The organism is Streptosporangium lutulentum (assembly GCF_030811455.1).
Lineage (GTDB): Bacteria > Actinomycetota > Actinomycetes > Streptosporangiales > Streptosporangiaceae > Streptosporangium > Streptosporangium lutulentum.
Genome location: NZ_JAUSQU010000001.1, coordinates 10,186,943 through 10,200,676 on the forward strand (window position 1 = coordinate 10,186,943; position 13,734 = coordinate 10,200,676).

Consider the following 13,734-nt stretch of genomic DNA (forward strand, 5'->3'; position numbering starts at 1 on the left):
GGAAAAATCCACACCTTGCCTTTTATGGGGCCAGTTGGGTGATTCGGGAGACGACCTCCAGAAGGTCGGAAGGCTGGAGGATGTCGGGAAACTCGGCCATCTCCTCGGGGGTGAACCATTCGAAGCCCAGGTAGGTGGTCTCCTCCTCGGAGGTGAACGCCTTCGGGTCCACCTCGGGGGTGCTCTCGAACCTGGCCAGGTAGAACCGTTCGGTCTTGGCGTAGTGAACGCCGAGCCAGCGGAAATCCCGGCGCACCGGCACCCACAGGTTCAGCACCGCGTCGCCCGGCAGACCGGTCTCCTCGGTCAGCTCGCGCCGCGCGGCCTCGAAGGGCGTCTCGCCGGGGTCGATCCCGCCTCCCGGCGGCTCCCACAGGGTCTGGCCGCTGAGTGTGTCTCGCCAGTGCATCAGCAGCACCCGGCCCGCGCCGTCCACGCAGATCACCCGGGCCGCGGGCCGGTCGTTCACCTGAGAGGCGCTCATAGGCTCGGGACATTATCACCGTCAACCAGGCCAAGCCGTTCGATATGTCGTATGACCTGCGGTTACCTGGCCGGCCTGGCGGCCTTCGCGTGATCGTCCCTGCCAGGGGGCCCCACACGGAGCCGGATTTCTCCGGCAGGAGGAGAGATCAACGGGAATGGTGCGGGTGAACGCGGGTGACTCGCTGTACTCTGCCCAGGTCAGTCGAAGGGTCGTACGATCCGATCTCAAGGATGAGGGCATGAGTTCCAGGGCCGAGTTTGTGTTGACATTGTCCTGCCCGGACCGTCCCGGTGTGGTGGCCGCGGTCTCCGGCCTGCTCGCCGGGCAGGGGTGCAACATCATCGAGAGCCAGCAGTTCGGGGACACCGACGGGCGTTTCTTCATGCGGGTGCAGTTCGCCTCCACGGTGTCCGACGGCGAGCTTCGTACGGCCTTCGCCGCGCTCGCCCCCGAATTCGGCATGGAGTTCAAGCTCCGTGACGTGGCCGTCAAGCCGCGGGTGCTGGTGATGGTGAGCAAGTTCGGCCACTGCCTGAACGACCTGCTCTACCGGACCCGCTCCGGTCTGCTCGACATCGAGATCGTCTCGGTGGTCTCCAACCACCCCGACCTTCGGCCTCTGACCCAGTCCTACGGCATCGACTACCACCACCTGCCGGTCACCCCCGAGACCAAGTCCAGGCAGGAGGCGGAGGTCCTGACCCTGGTCGACCACTACCGGGCCGATCTGGTGGTGCTCGCCCGCTACATGCAGGTGCTGTCGGAAGACCTCTGCGTCAAGCTCGCGGGCAACGTGATCAACATCCACCACTCGTTCCTGCCGTCGTTCAAGGGGGCCAAGCCGTATCACCAGGCTCACTCACGGGGCGTGAAGCTGATCGGCGCGACCGCGCACTACGTGACCGCCGACCTCGACGAGGGCCCGATCATCGAGCAGGAGGTCGCCCGGGTCAATCACACCCACTCCGCGGAGGATCTCGCCGCCATCGGCCGCGACGTCGAGTGCCAGGCCCTTGCCCGCGCCGTTCGCTGGCACACCGAACAGCGTGTCCTGCTCGACGGCCACAAGACGATCGTCTTCCCGCGCTAGCGGCCGGGGCGGCGAGACGATCGTTCGTCAGCGCCACCGGGTGACGGCCGCGAGGTGATCGCTCTCTCGCGTCGGTGAGCGAGGGGTGCGAGATGACCGCTTCCTCACGCCACCGGGTGCGAGGTGACCGCTTCCTCACGCCGGTGAGTGGGAGTCGCGAGATGACGGCTCTCTCACCTCGGTGAGTGAGGTGGCCGCCTCCCGGCGCCGGGAGGCGGCCCACAGGGTAATCGCCTCCGGCGCCGGAGCCGAGGACGTTCAGGTCCTCGGGCGGATATGCCCTAGCTTCCCTGCGTGAGGTGAGGACTCTCCTCGTCGACGGTTTCCTGGGGTTTGACGCCTGTGGAGTCCTCGGGGGTGGAGACGCCGTGCGGACGCCCGGTCTTCTCGTCGACGCCCCTCGTCTCGCGACCTTTCTCGCTCTCCCTGGCCGCGATCTTCTCGGCGCGCCTGCTCGTGCTGACGCCGACGCCCAGCGGCGACGTGGCCTCGGTGTCGGTGGGGGAGACGCCCCTGCGCTCCTGCTTGGACACCACGCGTTCCGGCCTCTTCTCCTCCGGCGGGGGAGCGAAGGCCCGGTTACCGGACCGGATCACCTCTTCGCTCGCGCGACCCACGTCGGGGGAGGATCCGTGATGCTCCTCCTCTCCCTTTTTGCCGTGCGGGCTCGCGTCCTCTGGTCTGCGTTTGTTGCTCATATCCAGCACCTCATCGGGTTGACGGGTTCTCAGCAGATTCTCGGCAGGGGGTCGCCGACCAGCAGATCGACGATGCGGGTACCTCCGAAGGAGGTCTTCAGCAGGACCAGCCCCGGCGGGTCGCCGCCGATCCGTCCGATGACGGCCGCGCCCGCGCCGAGTGGATGGGAGCGCAGGGCGGCCAGCGCGACCTCGGCGGACCGCTCGGCCACCACCGCGACCATCCGGCCCTCACAGGCGACGTAGAGCGGATCGATCCCCAGTAGTTCGCATGCCCCGCGTACGGCGGGGCGTACCGGGATCGCGTCCTCCTCCAGCACGACGGCGACCTTCGAGGCCGCCGCCACCTCGTTGACGATCGTCGCCACCCCGCCGCGGGTGGCGTCCCGAAGGCAGCGCACCTGCCCGTCCCCGCAGGCGTCCAGCAGCAGGCCGGTCAGGGCGTTGAGCGGCGCGGTGTCCGAGGTGAGGTCGGCCTCGATGTCGAGTTCCCCCCGGGCGAGCATGATCGTGATCCCGTGCTCGCCGATCGGTCCGGACACGATGACGACGTCCCCGGGCAGGGCCGCGGCGGCGCTCAGCCGGGTGGGCCGGTCGAGCGTCCCGACACCCGAGGTGGTGATGTAGCAGCCGTCGGCCTTGCCTCTCTCCACGACCTTGGTGTCGCCGGTGACGATCCACACGTCCGCCGCCCGAGCCGCCGCCGCCATGGAGGCGGTGATGCGCCTCAGGTCGGCGACGGGAAAGCCTTCCTCAAGGATGAATCCGGCCGACAGGTAGCGGGGGCGCGCCCCGCACATCGCCAGGTCGTTGACGGTGCCGTTGACCGCCAGGTCGCCGATGTCGCCCCCGGGGAAGAACAGCGGCGTCACCACGTACGAGTCGGTGGTGAAGGCCAGCCCGTCGACGACCGCGCCATCTTCCAGGGGCTCCAGCAGCGGGTTGCGGAAGGACTCCAGGAACACCGCCTCGATCAGGGTGTGCGTGGCCTTGCCACCCGCGCCGTGCGCGAGGGTGATGAGGTCCTCCCGCACGCGGGCCTTGCGGTGGCGTACCCGCTCGATCCGGTCCAGGACCTGTTGCTCGCGGTCCACGGGCGTGATCCGCTCCGGGGCCTCCCGTGCCGACGTCTCCACCGGGCCGGTGACGCCTTCCCCGATGCTCACCTCTGGGTCGCCTCCTTGACGCGCTCGCGCGAGAACCGGCCGAAGTTGTAGTACGCCGCGCACGCGCCCTCGGACGACACCATGCACGTGCCGATCGGCGTCTCAGGAGTGCACGCGGTGCCGAACACCTTGCACTCCCACGGCTTGAGCACCCCCTTGAGCACCTCACCGCACTGGCACGCCTTGGGGTCGGCCACCCGGCTGCCGGGAATCTGGAAGATCCGTTCGGCGTCGAAGTCGGCGTACCGCTCCGCGACCCTCAGCGCCGACTGCGAGATGAACCCCAGCCCGCGCCACTCGAAGTACGGCCGCGGCTCCATCACCTCGTTGATGACGCCGAGAGCCTTGGGGTTGCCGTCCCACGGGACCACCCGGGCGTACTGGTTGTCGATCTCGGCCTGCCCGCCGGCCAGCTGCACGAGGATCCGGTAGACCGTGTGCAGCACGTCGAGCGGCTCGAACCCGGCCACCACCAGGGGCTTGCCGTAGTCGCGCGCGATGAATTCGTACGGCCGGCAACCGATCACGGTGGAGACGTGGCCCGGCCCGATGAACCCGTCGAGGCGCAGGTCCGGGGAGTCCAGGATCGCCTTGATCGCGGGAATGATCGTCACGTGGTTGCAGAAGATCGAGAAGTTGGTGATCCCCTCGGCCTTCGCGCGCAGGACGGTCATCGCCGTCGAGGGGGCGGTGGTCTCGAAGCCGATCGCCATGAAGACCACGCGTTTGCCGGGGTTCTGCCGGGCGATCTTCAGGGCGTCCAGCGGGGAGTAGACCATGCGGATGTCGGCGCCCCGCGCCTTGGCGTCGAGGAAGGACCCGTTCCCCCCGGGCACGCGCATCATGTCGCCGAACGAGGTCATGATCACGTCTGGCTGCCCGGCGATGTGGATGGCGTCGTCCACCCGGCCCATGGGGATCACGCAGACGGGACAGCCGGGGCCGTGCACCAGCGTGACCGCCTCGGGCAGGTAGTCCTCCAGCCCGTGCTTGTAGATCGTGTGGGTGTGCCCGCCGCACACCTCCATGAACTTGTAGGTCCGGCCCGGCTCGCACAGGGCGGAGATCCGCGCGGCCAGCATCCGGGCCTTGTAGGCGTCACGGTATTCGTCGACGAAGCGCATCGGATCTCACCCCTCTTCGATCATGGATTCGCGCAGGGCCTCTATCTCGTCCTCGTACGCCTGCCCGATGCTCTCCAGGAAGTCGAGCGCGGCCTTGGCCTCCACCTCGTCGATCTTCGACAGCGCGAACCCGACGTGGATGAGGATCCAGTCGCCGGGCAGGACGGACTCGTCCTCCAGCAGGCCGATGTTGATCGCCCGCTTCACCCCGCAGACATCGACCATGGCCAGATCAGGGCGGTCAGAAAGGATTTCCACGATCTCGCCGGGAATTCCCAGGCACATGAGTGGCCTCCGCCATCTGGATGGATTCGAGGACGAGATCGTCGCCGCCCTCGCTGTCGATATCGGTGCCGCCGCACTCGGGGCAGACGGCGAAGGGGTCGACGGACGTGGCCGTCCGCTCACAGGACCGGCAGGTGAGACTGACCGGGATCACGACCAGTTCCACCTGCGCGCCCTCGGCCAGTGATCCTTCGGAGATCATGGCGAACGCGTGGTTTATCGCGGGTTCCGTGATGCGGAGCAGGGCGCCCGCCCGCACTCGCGCTCGCTGTACCCGCCGGCCGTCCGCCCGGTTCTCCACCGCGGTGAGAATCGCCTCGGCGATCCCGAACTCGTGCACGACTGACGTCACCTCATTTCTCTGACATGGTTCCGGGCCGCGCGCCGCCGCCCGGGTGGGAAGGGTCCGCGACGCCGCCGTCACATCTTTCTGATCTTGATGTAGCGCTTGATGTCGGGAATCGACTGGTAGATCAGCACCGCCAGCCCCACCAGGGCCGCCGCGGCCATCAGGCGTTTCACCATGCTGGTTCCTCCTCGTGGCTCGCCGGGGCGAGCGTCGTCGCGATCTGCTGGTCGATCAGTTCGAGGACCAGCTCCGCCGCCGCGTCGACGGCTTCCGCCACCGGCGCGCTCAGCTCCATGCCGGGGGAGATGTCGGCGGGCTCGCACCCGACGAGCAGGACCCTGCCGGTCTCGCCGCCGAGCGTGCCGGCCAGCGCCAGCACCATCTCGGGGGTCATGTCGTGGGCGTCGACGAAGGACGCGGGGCAGTCGCTCGTCAGCGGTTTGAGCACGTACAGCGTGCCGGGCGGGTTGTGGCGCGACACGGCGTCCACGAGGATCACGGAGTCGTACGCGCCGCTGGTGAGCTCGTAGGCGAGATGGATGCCGCGGATGCCGAAGTCGGCGACCGTGACACCCTCGGGAAGGTCGGCGTCCGCCAGGTGCTTGGCCACCGCGACGCCGAAGCCGTCGTCGCTCAGGAAGACGTTCCCGACCCCCGCCACCAGGATCTTCATGTCGTGACCTCCTCGTTTCCCAGCGGCTCGACCTCATCCGGAGCGAAGTAGAGGAAGCGCCCGTGGGACCGGTGCAGATCGGCCCCCGGGTCCTCCTCCAGGGTCACGGCCAGGTGCCGGGCTCCGTCGAGGTCGAGGAGCACCGCCTCCACCCGGGCTGTCCTGCCTGCCAGGAACATGTCGTGGGCGTCGGCGCGCCGCCTGCCCGGGGCCAGCCGGACCCGGCTGCCCCTCGCGATCGTCACCCCTGAGACGATCACGCTGTCGGTGTCCGGCGACACCGTGGGATCGGATCCCGGATCCCACCAGGGCGTACGGACCTCCTGCGCGGGCGCGCCCAGATAACGGATCACGCCGTGGAGCCGCTCGACCATCTCGGACGGCAGGTCGCCGACCATGTCGATCAGCTTGGCCACCCGGGGGTCGGTCGCCCGAGCCTCCCGTCTCTCCTCGTCGGTGAGGGTGAGAGTGCGCAAGTGGAGCATCTCGTCCATCTCCGTCGAGTCGAACAGCTCGCCCGGACTCTCCGGCGCGATGTCCGGATGGTCGTACAGGATGATCGGCGAGGACAGCACCACGTCGCGGTGTCCGGGCTCGCCGACGAGGACGGGCCAGGTGTTCTCGTTGCGGCAGGTCTCCACGGACGGCCGGGCCCATTCCGGCGGGTCGAGCAGGGAGACGAAGGCCCCGCCGTTCACCCCGATGAGCAGGTGAGCCGAGATCAGCGAACGCCGCAGCGCCTGCTCGCGCGGTGCGTCCAGCGGATCCCAGCGGTCGGTGTTCTCCACCCGGACACGCAGCTTGATCAGGCCGTACGGCCCCGCCACCGGCTCGGCGCTCACCCTGAGCACCGCGTGCACCGGCAGGTGCTCGGAGACGACGCGCCCCTCCACCGCGCCGGACGGCGCCACGATCGGCTCGGCCGAGCGGTCTCCGGGGACGAACACCTCGATCGCCCGCTCGGCGTCGAGCAGGCCGGGGATGGGAAGCGTCGCCTCCACCTCGCGTTCGGTCGCCTCGTCGAAGGTGAGGTAGGTCGCCTCGCCGCTCCTCAGCTCGTGGACCGGCCGCCAGCCGTCGCCCTCGGCGCGCTCGACGCTCCGCGCGTTGACGTGGAGGAAGCGCAGCCGCAGGTGCGCCACGGCCTCCCCCGCTCCTTCCAGGAGACACTCGGTCAGGCTCGCCGAGGGCTCGGAGGTGGAGGTGAATCCCGGCGGCACGAGCACCCCGAACTGCCAGCGGACCTGGTTCTTGGCCGCCGAGGCCCGGTAGGGGTAGAGCAGGTAGCCCTCGTAGAGCACCGCGTCGGCCACCTTCCGGGCGATCTCCATCGGAACGGTCATCCCGGGGTCTCCTTGAGCAGTAGTTCCAGGGCCTCGTCCCAGGTCGCCAGGGCGCGTTCGTACTTGAACCGGTGCAGCTCCCGCAGCGTGTCGCGGCGCAGCCGCAGCCACCCCGAATCCGGGAAGTAGCGGTTCATCAGCTCCCGCCAGACGGACACCGGCAGCCGGTGCCTGGTCTCGCAGTGCCACGGCACCTGCGCGATGGAGAAGCCGCGCTCCGCCCTGGCGAACACGGTGCCGCTGAAGAGCATGAGCAGCGGGATCTCGCCGTCGTCCAGGGCGGCGAAGTATTTGCCCGCGGCCACCTCCAGGTCGTAGCTGCAGGGCACCGGCACGTCGATCTCGGTCGTCCCGGTGAAGGCCGGGACCATGATGGACAGGTTGGCGAACTGCAGGGGTTTCAGCGTGTCGCCCCATCGGGAGGGATCTCCGAACAGGTCGCCGAGCAGCTCCACCTCGCCGGGGTCGTAGCGTCTGAGGTGCGGTTCGATCCGGATCTGGCAGCGCAGCCCGATGGCGTGCACCCCCTCGGGAGAGGGTTCGGCGATGCGCAGCCGGAAGACCAGCGTCGGGAAGGCCGCGTAGGCCTCCGCCCGCACGCCCACACAGGTGAATCCGATCTCATCCACGGTCGTCGCCCCCGGACGGCACGAGGTCGCCGCGCCGGCGCAGTTCGGCGAAGAAGTCCTCGATGGCCTTCCACGCCTCCTGACCGCCGTCGAAGCCCTTCCAGTGCAGCCGTACCAGGCCGACGAGTTCGTAGCAGGCGTCGATCGGCACCAGGTGACAGGCGAAGCCGCCCTCGGGGCGGCGGTCCACCAGGAGCGCCTCGACGTCCGGGCGGGCATCGGCCATCGCCGGGTTGTCCGCCAGGACGCGTTCCCAGGTGTCCAGCGGGAGCAGGCACTCGGTGGCCCCCGCGGGACTCGGGTAGAGGGCCACCGTCTGGTCGAGCGCGGAGTTGCGGAAGAAGAACGCCGTGCGGACCGGAATCTGGAGTTCGTCCCAGGTCGCCACGGTCAGCCGGAACGCCGGGTCGTACAGGTGGCGCTCCGGCACCGCGCGATAACGCCTCTGGGCGCCGGCCTCGTGGGTGAACAGCAGGTAGCAGCTCCGGCACGTGCACAGGAGCGCCCGGCTCTCGACGTTCACCACGTGGCCGTGCTCGTCACCGGTCGGCTCGGCGCACATCTCGCACCGCCCCACGTCCGGCCTCTGCGGTTCGAGGAAGCGGCGCAGGCCGGTGGCCGTCACGAGACCGCCTCCGGCGTCGGGCGCGAACCGGGCGGGCGGTGCCGGATCTGCAGCAGCGGCTCCCGGTCGTCGGCCACCGCCTCGACGTCCACCCGGGACACCTCCGGCGCGGCCGAGGCGACGGCGCGTTCGATGGCGTCCGTGACGGTGGCCTGCGAGGAGGAGCAGCCGTGGCAGGAGCCCCGCAGGCGTAGCCGTACGACCCCGGACTCGTCCACGTCGAGCAGCTCCACCCCGCCCTCGTGCAGCCCGAGGGAGGGCCGCACCCTGTCGAGCGCCTCGCGGACGCGCTCGGCCGTGCTCAGCGGGTGCAGGTCGTGCAGTACGAGCAGGCCCGACACGAGGGGGTCGCCGACGAGGCGGTGGAGCACCTTCGCGTCCTCGGCCTCGGTGACGATCTCCACGACGCGTTCGAGGCCCGCGCCGTACAGCTCGACGAGGGCTCGGACGAGCTCCTCGGCCTTGGCGCGCGTCACGGGGTCGGTCAGCGCGCCGAATTCGGAGATCAGCGCCTCGACGCGACCTCCTGTGGCTTGGATGTCATGGGCTTGCGGCATCTGCCCATGCCCCCTTTCCCGGTGCCGGGGAGCGGACGGCCCCCCGGCGGCCGATGGATCACGTGGCGTTGAAGGCATGAGGGCTGTGCAGCTTGCGGAGTTCCTGGCCCTCGCCGAGGTACATGTGGACCCCGCAGGGCAGGCACGGGTCGAAGCTGCGCACGGTGCGCATGATGTCGATGCCCTTGAAGGTCTCCGGCGGGTTCTCCTCGAAGATCGGAGTGTTCTGCACCGCGTCCTCGTACGGTCCCGGCACCCCGTTGACGTCGCGGACGCTGGCGTTCCACGGGGTGGGCGGGTACGGGTGGTAGTTGGCGATCTTGCCGTTTCTGATCACCATGTGGTGTGACAGCACGCCGCGCACCGCCTCGGTGAACCCGCAGCTGATCGCCTCGTCCGGCACGGTGAACGGCGACCAGGTCTGGGTGCGTCCCGCGCGCACCTCGGCCAGCCCCTGCTCGACGAAGTACAGCGCGCATGCCGCCGCGTAGGCCTGGAAGTAGGTGCGGGCCCGGTTGCGCTCCAGCGCGTTGGACAGCGGCTGGCCGTTGTGCTGGGGAATCTTCCACTCGAAGGACTTCTCCGGCAGGGTGGCGCTCTTCGGCAGGTTGATCTCCACGCTGTGGCCGGTGGCCCTGACGTAGCCGATGTCGACCTTCCCCGACAGCGCGGTGGACCACAGCCGGGCGATCGGCCCGCCGCCGGTGTCCAGCGCGAGCATGTCCTGGCCGTCGAACCAGCGCGGTGACATGACCCAGCTGTACTTGTCGGAGAAGTCACGTTTCTGCGGGTGCGGGATGGTGTGCTGGTTCCACGGATGGCGCATGTCGACCGGGTTGCCCAGGGGGTCGTGGGTGACGAACGGATCCTGGCCGGCCCAGTCGTCGTAGTAGGAGCTGCCCAGCAGGATCCGGATGCCGAGGTTGATGTCGACCAGGTCGTTGGTGACGAGCCGGCCGTCGACGACCACCCCGGGGGTGACGAACATCTCCCGGCCCCAGGAGCTCATGTTCCGGTAGGTGAAGTCGCAGTGCTCAGGGTCCTGGAAGCTGCCCCAGCACCCGAGCAGCACCCGGCGCCGGCCGACCTCCTCGTAGCCGGGCAGGGCCTCGTAGAAGAAGTCGAACAGGTCGTCGTGCATCGGCACGACCCGCTTCATGAACTCCACGTAGCGCATCAGCCGGGTCAGATAGTCGGTGAACAGCTGCACCGTCGCGACCGTGCCCACCCCGCCCGGGTACAGCGTGGAGGGGTGCACGTGCCTGCCCTCCATCAGGCAGAACATCTCCCGGGTCAGCCGGGAGACCTGCAGCGCCTCGCGGTAGAACTCGCCCTCCAGCGGGTTCAGCGAGCGCATGATGTCGGCGATGGTCTTGTAACCGTGGTCGGCCGCGTGCGGCGCCTCGGTGCGCTCGGCCAGCGTCAGCACGCCGGGATTGGTCTCGCGGACCATCTTCTCGCAGTAGTCGACCCCGACCAGGTTCTCCTGGTAGAGGTTGTGGTCGAACATGTACTCGGCCGCCTCGCCGAGGTTCAGGATCCACTCCGCGAGGGCCGGAGGCCGCACGCCGTAGGCCATGTTCTGGGCGTAGACCGAGCAGGTGGCGTGGTTGTCACCGCAGATCCCGCAGATCCGGCTGGTGATGAAGTGGGCGTCGCGCGGGTCCTTGCCCTTCATGAAGATGCTGTAGCCGCGGAAGATCGATGAGGTGCTGTAGCACTCGGCCACCCGCCGGTTCTTGAAATCGATCTTTGCGTAGATGCCCAGGCTGCCCACGATCCGGGTGATCGGATCCCACGCCATCTCCACCAGTTCGCTCGGCGGCTCGTCCTTTCCGCCCCGCTGCGGTTTCGGTGAGGTCTTCACATCAGCTTCCCTTCGAGGTCGCGGCTCAGCGCCACGGTGCGGTGTATCCGGTGAGGAGCTCGCGTCCCCTGGCGCGCCACTTCGGCTCCTTGTCCACGGTGTGGAGGGTGATGCCGCGCAGCGTGCGGATCACGCTTCCGTAGGCTTCGCTGACCGTCGACGACACTCGCGCCCCGGGCGGCTCGTCCATGAACGGCATGAACTTGTCCGGGAAGCCCGGCATCGTGCACGCGATGCAGATCCCGCCCACGTTCGGGCAGCCGCCGATCCCGTTCATCCAGCCGCGCTTGGGCACGTTGCACTTGACCACCGGTCCCCAGCAGCCGATCTTCACCAGGCACTTGGGGGAGCCGTACTCGGTGGCGAACTGCCCCTGCTCGTAGTAGCCGGCCCGGTCACAGCCCTCGTGCACGGTCTGGCCGAACAGCCACGTGGGCCGCAGCGCCTCGTCCAGCGGGATCATCGGCGCCTGTCCGGCGACCTGGTAGAGCAGGTAGAGGATCGTCTCCGACAGGTTGTCCGGCTGGATCGGGCATCCGGGCACGTTGACGATCGGCAGCCCCGCCTTGGAGCGCCAGTCCCAGCCCAGGTAGTCCGCGACCCCCATCGCGCCGGTCGGGTTGCCGGCCATCGCGTGGATCCCGCCGTAGGTGGCGCAGGTGCCGGCCGCCAGCACCGCGGTCGCCTTGGGCGCCAGCCGGTCCAGCCACTCGCTGGTGGTCATCGGCTGCCCGGTCTCCGGGTTGTTGCCGAACCCGCACCAGTAGCCCTCCTGTTTGATCGACTCGTTCGGGATCGAGCCCTCCACCACCAGCACGAACGGGTCCAGCTCCCCGCGGGCGGCCTTGAAGAACCACTCGATGAACACGTCCGCGCCCTGCATCGGCCCGGACTCGAAGTCGATCAGGGGCCAGTGCACCGCCACCTTGGGCAGCCCAGGAAGCGTGCCCAGCACGATGTCCTCGATGCTCGGCTGCATCGCCGCGGTCAAGGCGACGGAGTCCCCGTCACAGCTCAACCCGGCATTGATCCACAGAATATGGACGACCGGCTCTTCCTGCTCCTGAGCCCCGCTGCCCGCTGACCGCGTCGGTGCCGTCATGCCGCCTCCCCACTCCTCGTCGATGTCGATGGGACGTGATCGGTGTGGGGGGTCCGTGCCGTATGGATCATGGCGCTTCCCTTCACCCAGAGCCGTGGCCCCGTGGGACGGATATCGAGTCGAGCGCGTGCTGGGTGAGCTCCCAGAGCACGTGGTAGACCGTCGTCTGGGCCTCCTGGATCCGATGCACGGACGAGGAGGGGACGACGAACAGGTAGTCGAGAAGGTCGAGTTCGGCCAGCCTGCCGCCCTGGTCGCCGGCCAGGCCGACGGTGAGCATGCCCCGGTGCGCCGCCTCCTCGAACGCCTGGACGACGTTGGACGAGCCCCCGCTCGTCGACAGGCCGAAGGCGATGTCCCCGGGCCGCCCCAGCGCCGCGAGCTGCCGCGAGAAGACGACCTCGAACCCCACGTCGTTGGAGAGCGCGGTGACCACGGCGACGTCGCTGGTCAGGGAGAGCGCGGGCAGCGGACGGCCGTGGGACGGGTGCAGGAAGGTGGTGGCCACCTCCTGGGCGTCGGTGCTGCTGCCGCCGTTGCCGAAGGTGAACAGCCTCCCGCCCGAGGTGAACCGGATGGCCATCTCCTCGGCGCACTCGGCGAGTTCGGCCCCCGACTCCTCGGCCATCCGCCGGCGCAGCCGTACGATCTCGGCCGTCTTCTCCGCGGTGGACCGGTTGGCCTCCGCCAGCGTCGAGTCGGCGTTGTCCCGCTTCGCGTAGAGGAAGGGGTAGAGCTCCCCTATCCCTTCGGGCGGCGACTCCTCAAGCACGCTCATCACCGCTTCCCCGCGCGATCACGGCGATGGCCTCCTTGGCGTGCACGAGCACGGTGTCGCCCACCGACGAGTCGACCAGCGCCACGCTTATCTCCTCGGGGAGCCCGCCCGCGTCGACGATCGCCAGACCGGCGTCCAGCAGCCGGATCACCGTCATCGGCACGGCCTCGTCGGAGCAGGTGACGCACACCTCGGCGGAACAGTCCGCGGGCCCGGTCATCCGGCGGCCCGGTCCGAGAGCGGGCCGGCCTGGTCGAAGAACACGTGGACCAGCTCCCACAGAAGGTGGTAGACGGTCACGTGGATCTCCTTGACCACGGCGGGGTCGTCCGAAGCGGCGACCAGGACGTGGTCGACCGCCTGGCTGCGCGCGACGGCGCCCCCGTCCCCGCCGACCAGGGCGAGGGTGAACAGGCCCCGGTCCTTGGCGGTCTCCAGGCCCCGCAGCACGTTCGCGCACCGGCCGTCGCGGGAGATTCCCAGCGCCATGTCGGAGGTGTCGGCCCAGTGGCGCACCTGATGGGCGAAGACCTCGGCGAGCCCCTCGTCGTTGCCCACCCCGCTGACCGTCGCGGCGTCGTTGCTCAACGCCACCGCGGGCAGCGCCCGCTTGCCCACGATGACCGGGTGCATGAACTCGACCGCGATGTGAGCCGCGTCCGTCCCGCCGCCGCCGTTGCCGAAGACGATCAGTTTTCCGCCGAGGTGGAACAGAACGGCCATCTCCTGGCACGCTCGCGCGATGCGCTCCGCGTCGTCCGCGAGAGCGCGGCCGGCGGAATCCCGGCGGGCGAAGGCTTCGCAGACCGCTGGTTTCATGGTCGATAGGGCAGACATGTTGACGCTCCGTTATTTACGGTAGTCGTCAGATTACGGTGAGTTGTTGCAGGCTGGACACCCTCGACTTCACAATCGGCGGTAAAGCTCTGATCATGGACATCACCTTCTCGTCCAGACCGTG

At 69.0% G+C, this 13,734-nt stretch carries 18 protein-coding genes; 1 reads left to right on the forward strand and 17 read right to left on the reverse strand.

The window, feature by feature from the left end:
- Positions 1-22 precede the first annotated feature (22 nt).
- Complete coding sequence (locus J2853_RS45785; protein WP_307568333.1) at positions 23-484, reverse strand: NUDIX hydrolase; 462 nt, start codon at positions 482-484, stop codon at positions 23-25.
- A 241-nt stretch (positions 485-725) separates the two neighbouring features.
- Between J2853_RS45785 and purU the strand changes: the two genes are divergently transcribed.
- Complete coding sequence (gene purU, locus J2853_RS45790) at positions 726-1,577, forward strand: formyltetrahydrofolate deformylase (protein WP_307568335.1); 852 nt, start codon at positions 726-728, stop codon at positions 1,575-1,577.
- Between the two features lie 281 nt (positions 1,578-1,858).
- Here purU and J2853_RS45795 read toward each other — a convergent pair whose 3' ends face one another.
- The 16 genes from J2853_RS45795 to J2853_RS45865 all read right to left on the reverse strand — a co-directional run bounded on the left by J2853_RS45795 (position 1,859) and on the right by J2853_RS45865 (position 13,610).
- Positions 1,859-2,275, reverse strand: coding sequence for a hypothetical protein (locus J2853_RS45795; protein WP_307568337.1), 417 nt, complete (start codon positions 2,273-2,275; stop codon positions 1,859-1,861).
- A 29-nt stretch (positions 2,276-2,304) separates the two neighbouring features.
- Positions 2,305-3,441, reverse strand: coding sequence for a hydrogenase expression/formation protein HypE (gene hypE / locus J2853_RS45800; protein WP_307568339.1), 1,137 nt, complete (start codon positions 3,439-3,441; stop codon positions 2,305-2,307).
- Positions 3,438-4,565 (reverse strand): hydrogenase formation protein HypD, encoded by a 1,128-nt coding sequence (gene hypD / locus J2853_RS45805; RefSeq protein WP_307568341.1) that lies wholly within the window; start codon positions 4,563-4,565, stop codon positions 3,438-3,440. Before hypD ends, hypE begins: the two co-directional genes overlap by 4 nt.
- 6 nt (positions 4,566-4,571) lie before the next feature.
- Positions 4,572-4,823 (reverse strand): HypC/HybG/HupF family hydrogenase formation chaperone, encoded by a 252-nt coding sequence (locus J2853_RS45810; RefSeq protein ID WP_370879506.1) that lies wholly within the window; start codon positions 4,821-4,823, stop codon positions 4,572-4,574.
- A complete protein-coding gene (locus tag J2853_RS45815; RefSeq protein WP_307568343.1) occupies positions 4,807-5,190 on the reverse strand; it encodes a hydrogenase maturation nickel metallochaperone HypA/HybF in 384 nt (127 codons plus the stop codon). The genes J2853_RS45810 and J2853_RS45815 overlap by 17 nt, the downstream gene beginning before the upstream one ends.
- 80 nt (positions 5,191-5,270) lie before the next feature.
- A complete protein-coding gene (locus tag J2853_RS48095) occupies positions 5,271-5,375 on the reverse strand; it encodes a DUF6893 family small protein (RefSeq protein ID WP_370879507.1) in 105 nt (34 codons plus the stop codon).
- Positions 5,369-5,872, reverse strand: a complete 504-nt coding sequence (locus J2853_RS45820; RefSeq protein WP_307568344.1) for a hydrogenase maturation protease — start codon at positions 5,870-5,872, stop codon at positions 5,369-5,371. The genes J2853_RS48095 and J2853_RS45820 overlap by 7 nt, the downstream gene beginning before the upstream one ends.
- Positions 5,869-7,215 (reverse strand): hypothetical protein, encoded by a 1,347-nt coding sequence (locus J2853_RS45825; protein ID WP_307568345.1) that lies wholly within the window; start codon positions 7,213-7,215, stop codon positions 5,869-5,871. Before J2853_RS45825 ends, J2853_RS45820 begins: the two co-directional genes overlap by 4 nt.
- Complete coding sequence (locus tag J2853_RS45830; RefSeq protein ID WP_307568346.1) at positions 7,212-7,844, reverse strand: DUF6084 family protein; 633 nt, start codon at positions 7,842-7,844, stop codon at positions 7,212-7,214. The genes J2853_RS45825 and J2853_RS45830 overlap by 4 nt, the downstream gene beginning before the upstream one ends.
- On the reverse strand, positions 7,837-8,469 hold the full coding sequence (locus tag J2853_RS45835) for a DUF5947 family protein (protein ID WP_307568348.1): 633 nt from the start codon (positions 8,467-8,469) through the stop codon (positions 7,837-7,839). The genes J2853_RS45830 and J2853_RS45835 overlap by 8 nt, the downstream gene beginning before the upstream one ends.
- Positions 8,466-9,026, reverse strand: a complete 561-nt coding sequence (locus J2853_RS45840) for a NifU family protein (protein WP_307568350.1) — start codon at positions 9,024-9,026, stop codon at positions 8,466-8,468. Before J2853_RS45840 ends, J2853_RS45835 begins: the two co-directional genes overlap by 4 nt.
- 58 nt (positions 9,027-9,084) lie before the next feature.
- On the reverse strand, positions 9,085-10,893 hold the full coding sequence (locus J2853_RS45845) for a nickel-dependent hydrogenase large subunit (RefSeq protein ID WP_307568351.1): 1,809 nt from the start codon (positions 10,891-10,893) through the stop codon (positions 9,085-9,087).
- Positions 10,894-10,918: 25 nt separating this feature from the next.
- Positions 10,919-11,995, reverse strand: coding sequence for an NADH-quinone oxidoreductase subunit B family protein (locus J2853_RS45850; protein WP_307568352.1), 1,077 nt, complete (start codon positions 11,993-11,995; stop codon positions 10,919-10,921).
- Between the two features lie 82 nt (positions 11,996-12,077).
- Complete coding sequence (locus tag J2853_RS45855) at positions 12,078-12,773, reverse strand: D-sedoheptulose-7-phosphate isomerase (protein WP_307568354.1); 696 nt, start codon at positions 12,771-12,773, stop codon at positions 12,078-12,080.
- Positions 12,760-12,993, reverse strand: a complete 234-nt coding sequence (locus J2853_RS45860) for a HypC/HybG/HupF family hydrogenase formation chaperone (RefSeq protein ID WP_307568356.1) — start codon at positions 12,991-12,993, stop codon at positions 12,760-12,762. Before J2853_RS45860 ends, J2853_RS45855 begins: the two co-directional genes overlap by 14 nt.
- Positions 12,990-13,610 carry a D-sedoheptulose-7-phosphate isomerase gene (locus tag J2853_RS45865; protein WP_307568358.1) on the reverse strand — a complete coding sequence of 207 codons (621 nt, stop codon included), beginning with the start codon at positions 13,608-13,610 and terminating at the stop codon, positions 12,990-12,992. The genes J2853_RS45860 and J2853_RS45865 overlap by 4 nt, the downstream gene beginning before the upstream one ends.
- Between the last annotated feature and the right edge of the window lie 124 nt (positions 13,611-13,734).

What these genes read in the sequence shown, in the direction of transcription:
- J2853_RS45820 (WP_307568344.1), bottom strand. Translation starts at nt 5,872, where the DNA reads ATGAAGATCCTGGTGGCGGGGGTCGGGAACGTCTTCCTGAGCGACGAC.
- J2853_RS45840 (WP_307568350.1), bottom strand. Translation starts at nt 9,026, where the DNA reads ATGCCGCAAGCCCATGACATCCAAGCCACAGGAGGTCGCGTCGAGGCG.
- J2853_RS48095 (WP_370879507.1), bottom strand. Translation starts at nt 5,375, where the DNA reads ATGGTGAAACGCCTGATGGCCGCGGCGGCCCTGGTGGGGCTGGCGGTG.
- J2853_RS45785 (WP_307568333.1), bottom strand. Translation starts at nt 484, where the DNA reads ATGAGCGCCTCTCAGGTGAACGACCGGCCCGCGGCCCGGGTGATCTGC.
- hypD (WP_307568341.1), bottom strand. Translation starts at nt 4,565, where the DNA reads ATGCGCTTCGTCGACGAATACCGTGACGCCTACAAGGCCCGGATGCTG.
- purU (WP_307568335.1), top strand. Translation starts at nt 726, where the DNA reads ATGAGTTCCAGGGCCGAGTTTGTGTTGACATTGTCCTGCCCGGACCGT.
- J2853_RS45865 (WP_307568358.1), bottom strand. Translation starts at nt 13,610, where the DNA reads ATGTCTGCCCTATCGACCATGAAACCAGCGGTCTGCGAAGCCTTCGCC.
- J2853_RS45855 (WP_307568354.1), bottom strand. Translation starts at nt 12,773, where the DNA reads ATGAGCGTGCTTGAGGAGTCGCCGCCCGAAGGGATAGGGGAGCTCTAC.
- J2853_RS45850 (WP_307568352.1), bottom strand. Translation starts at nt 11,995, where the DNA reads ATGACGGCACCGACGCGGTCAGCGGGCAGCGGGGCTCAGGAGCAGGAA.
- J2853_RS45795 (WP_307568337.1), bottom strand. Translation starts at nt 2,275, where the DNA reads ATGAGCAACAAACGCAGACCAGAGGACGCGAGCCCGCACGGCAAAAAG.
- J2853_RS45860 (WP_307568356.1), bottom strand. Translation starts at nt 12,993, where the DNA reads ATGACCGGGCCCGCGGACTGTTCCGCCGAGGTGTGCGTCACCTGCTCC.
- J2853_RS45825 (WP_307568345.1), bottom strand. Translation starts at nt 7,215, where the DNA reads ATGACCGTTCCGATGGAGATCGCCCGGAAGGTGGCCGACGCGGTGCTC.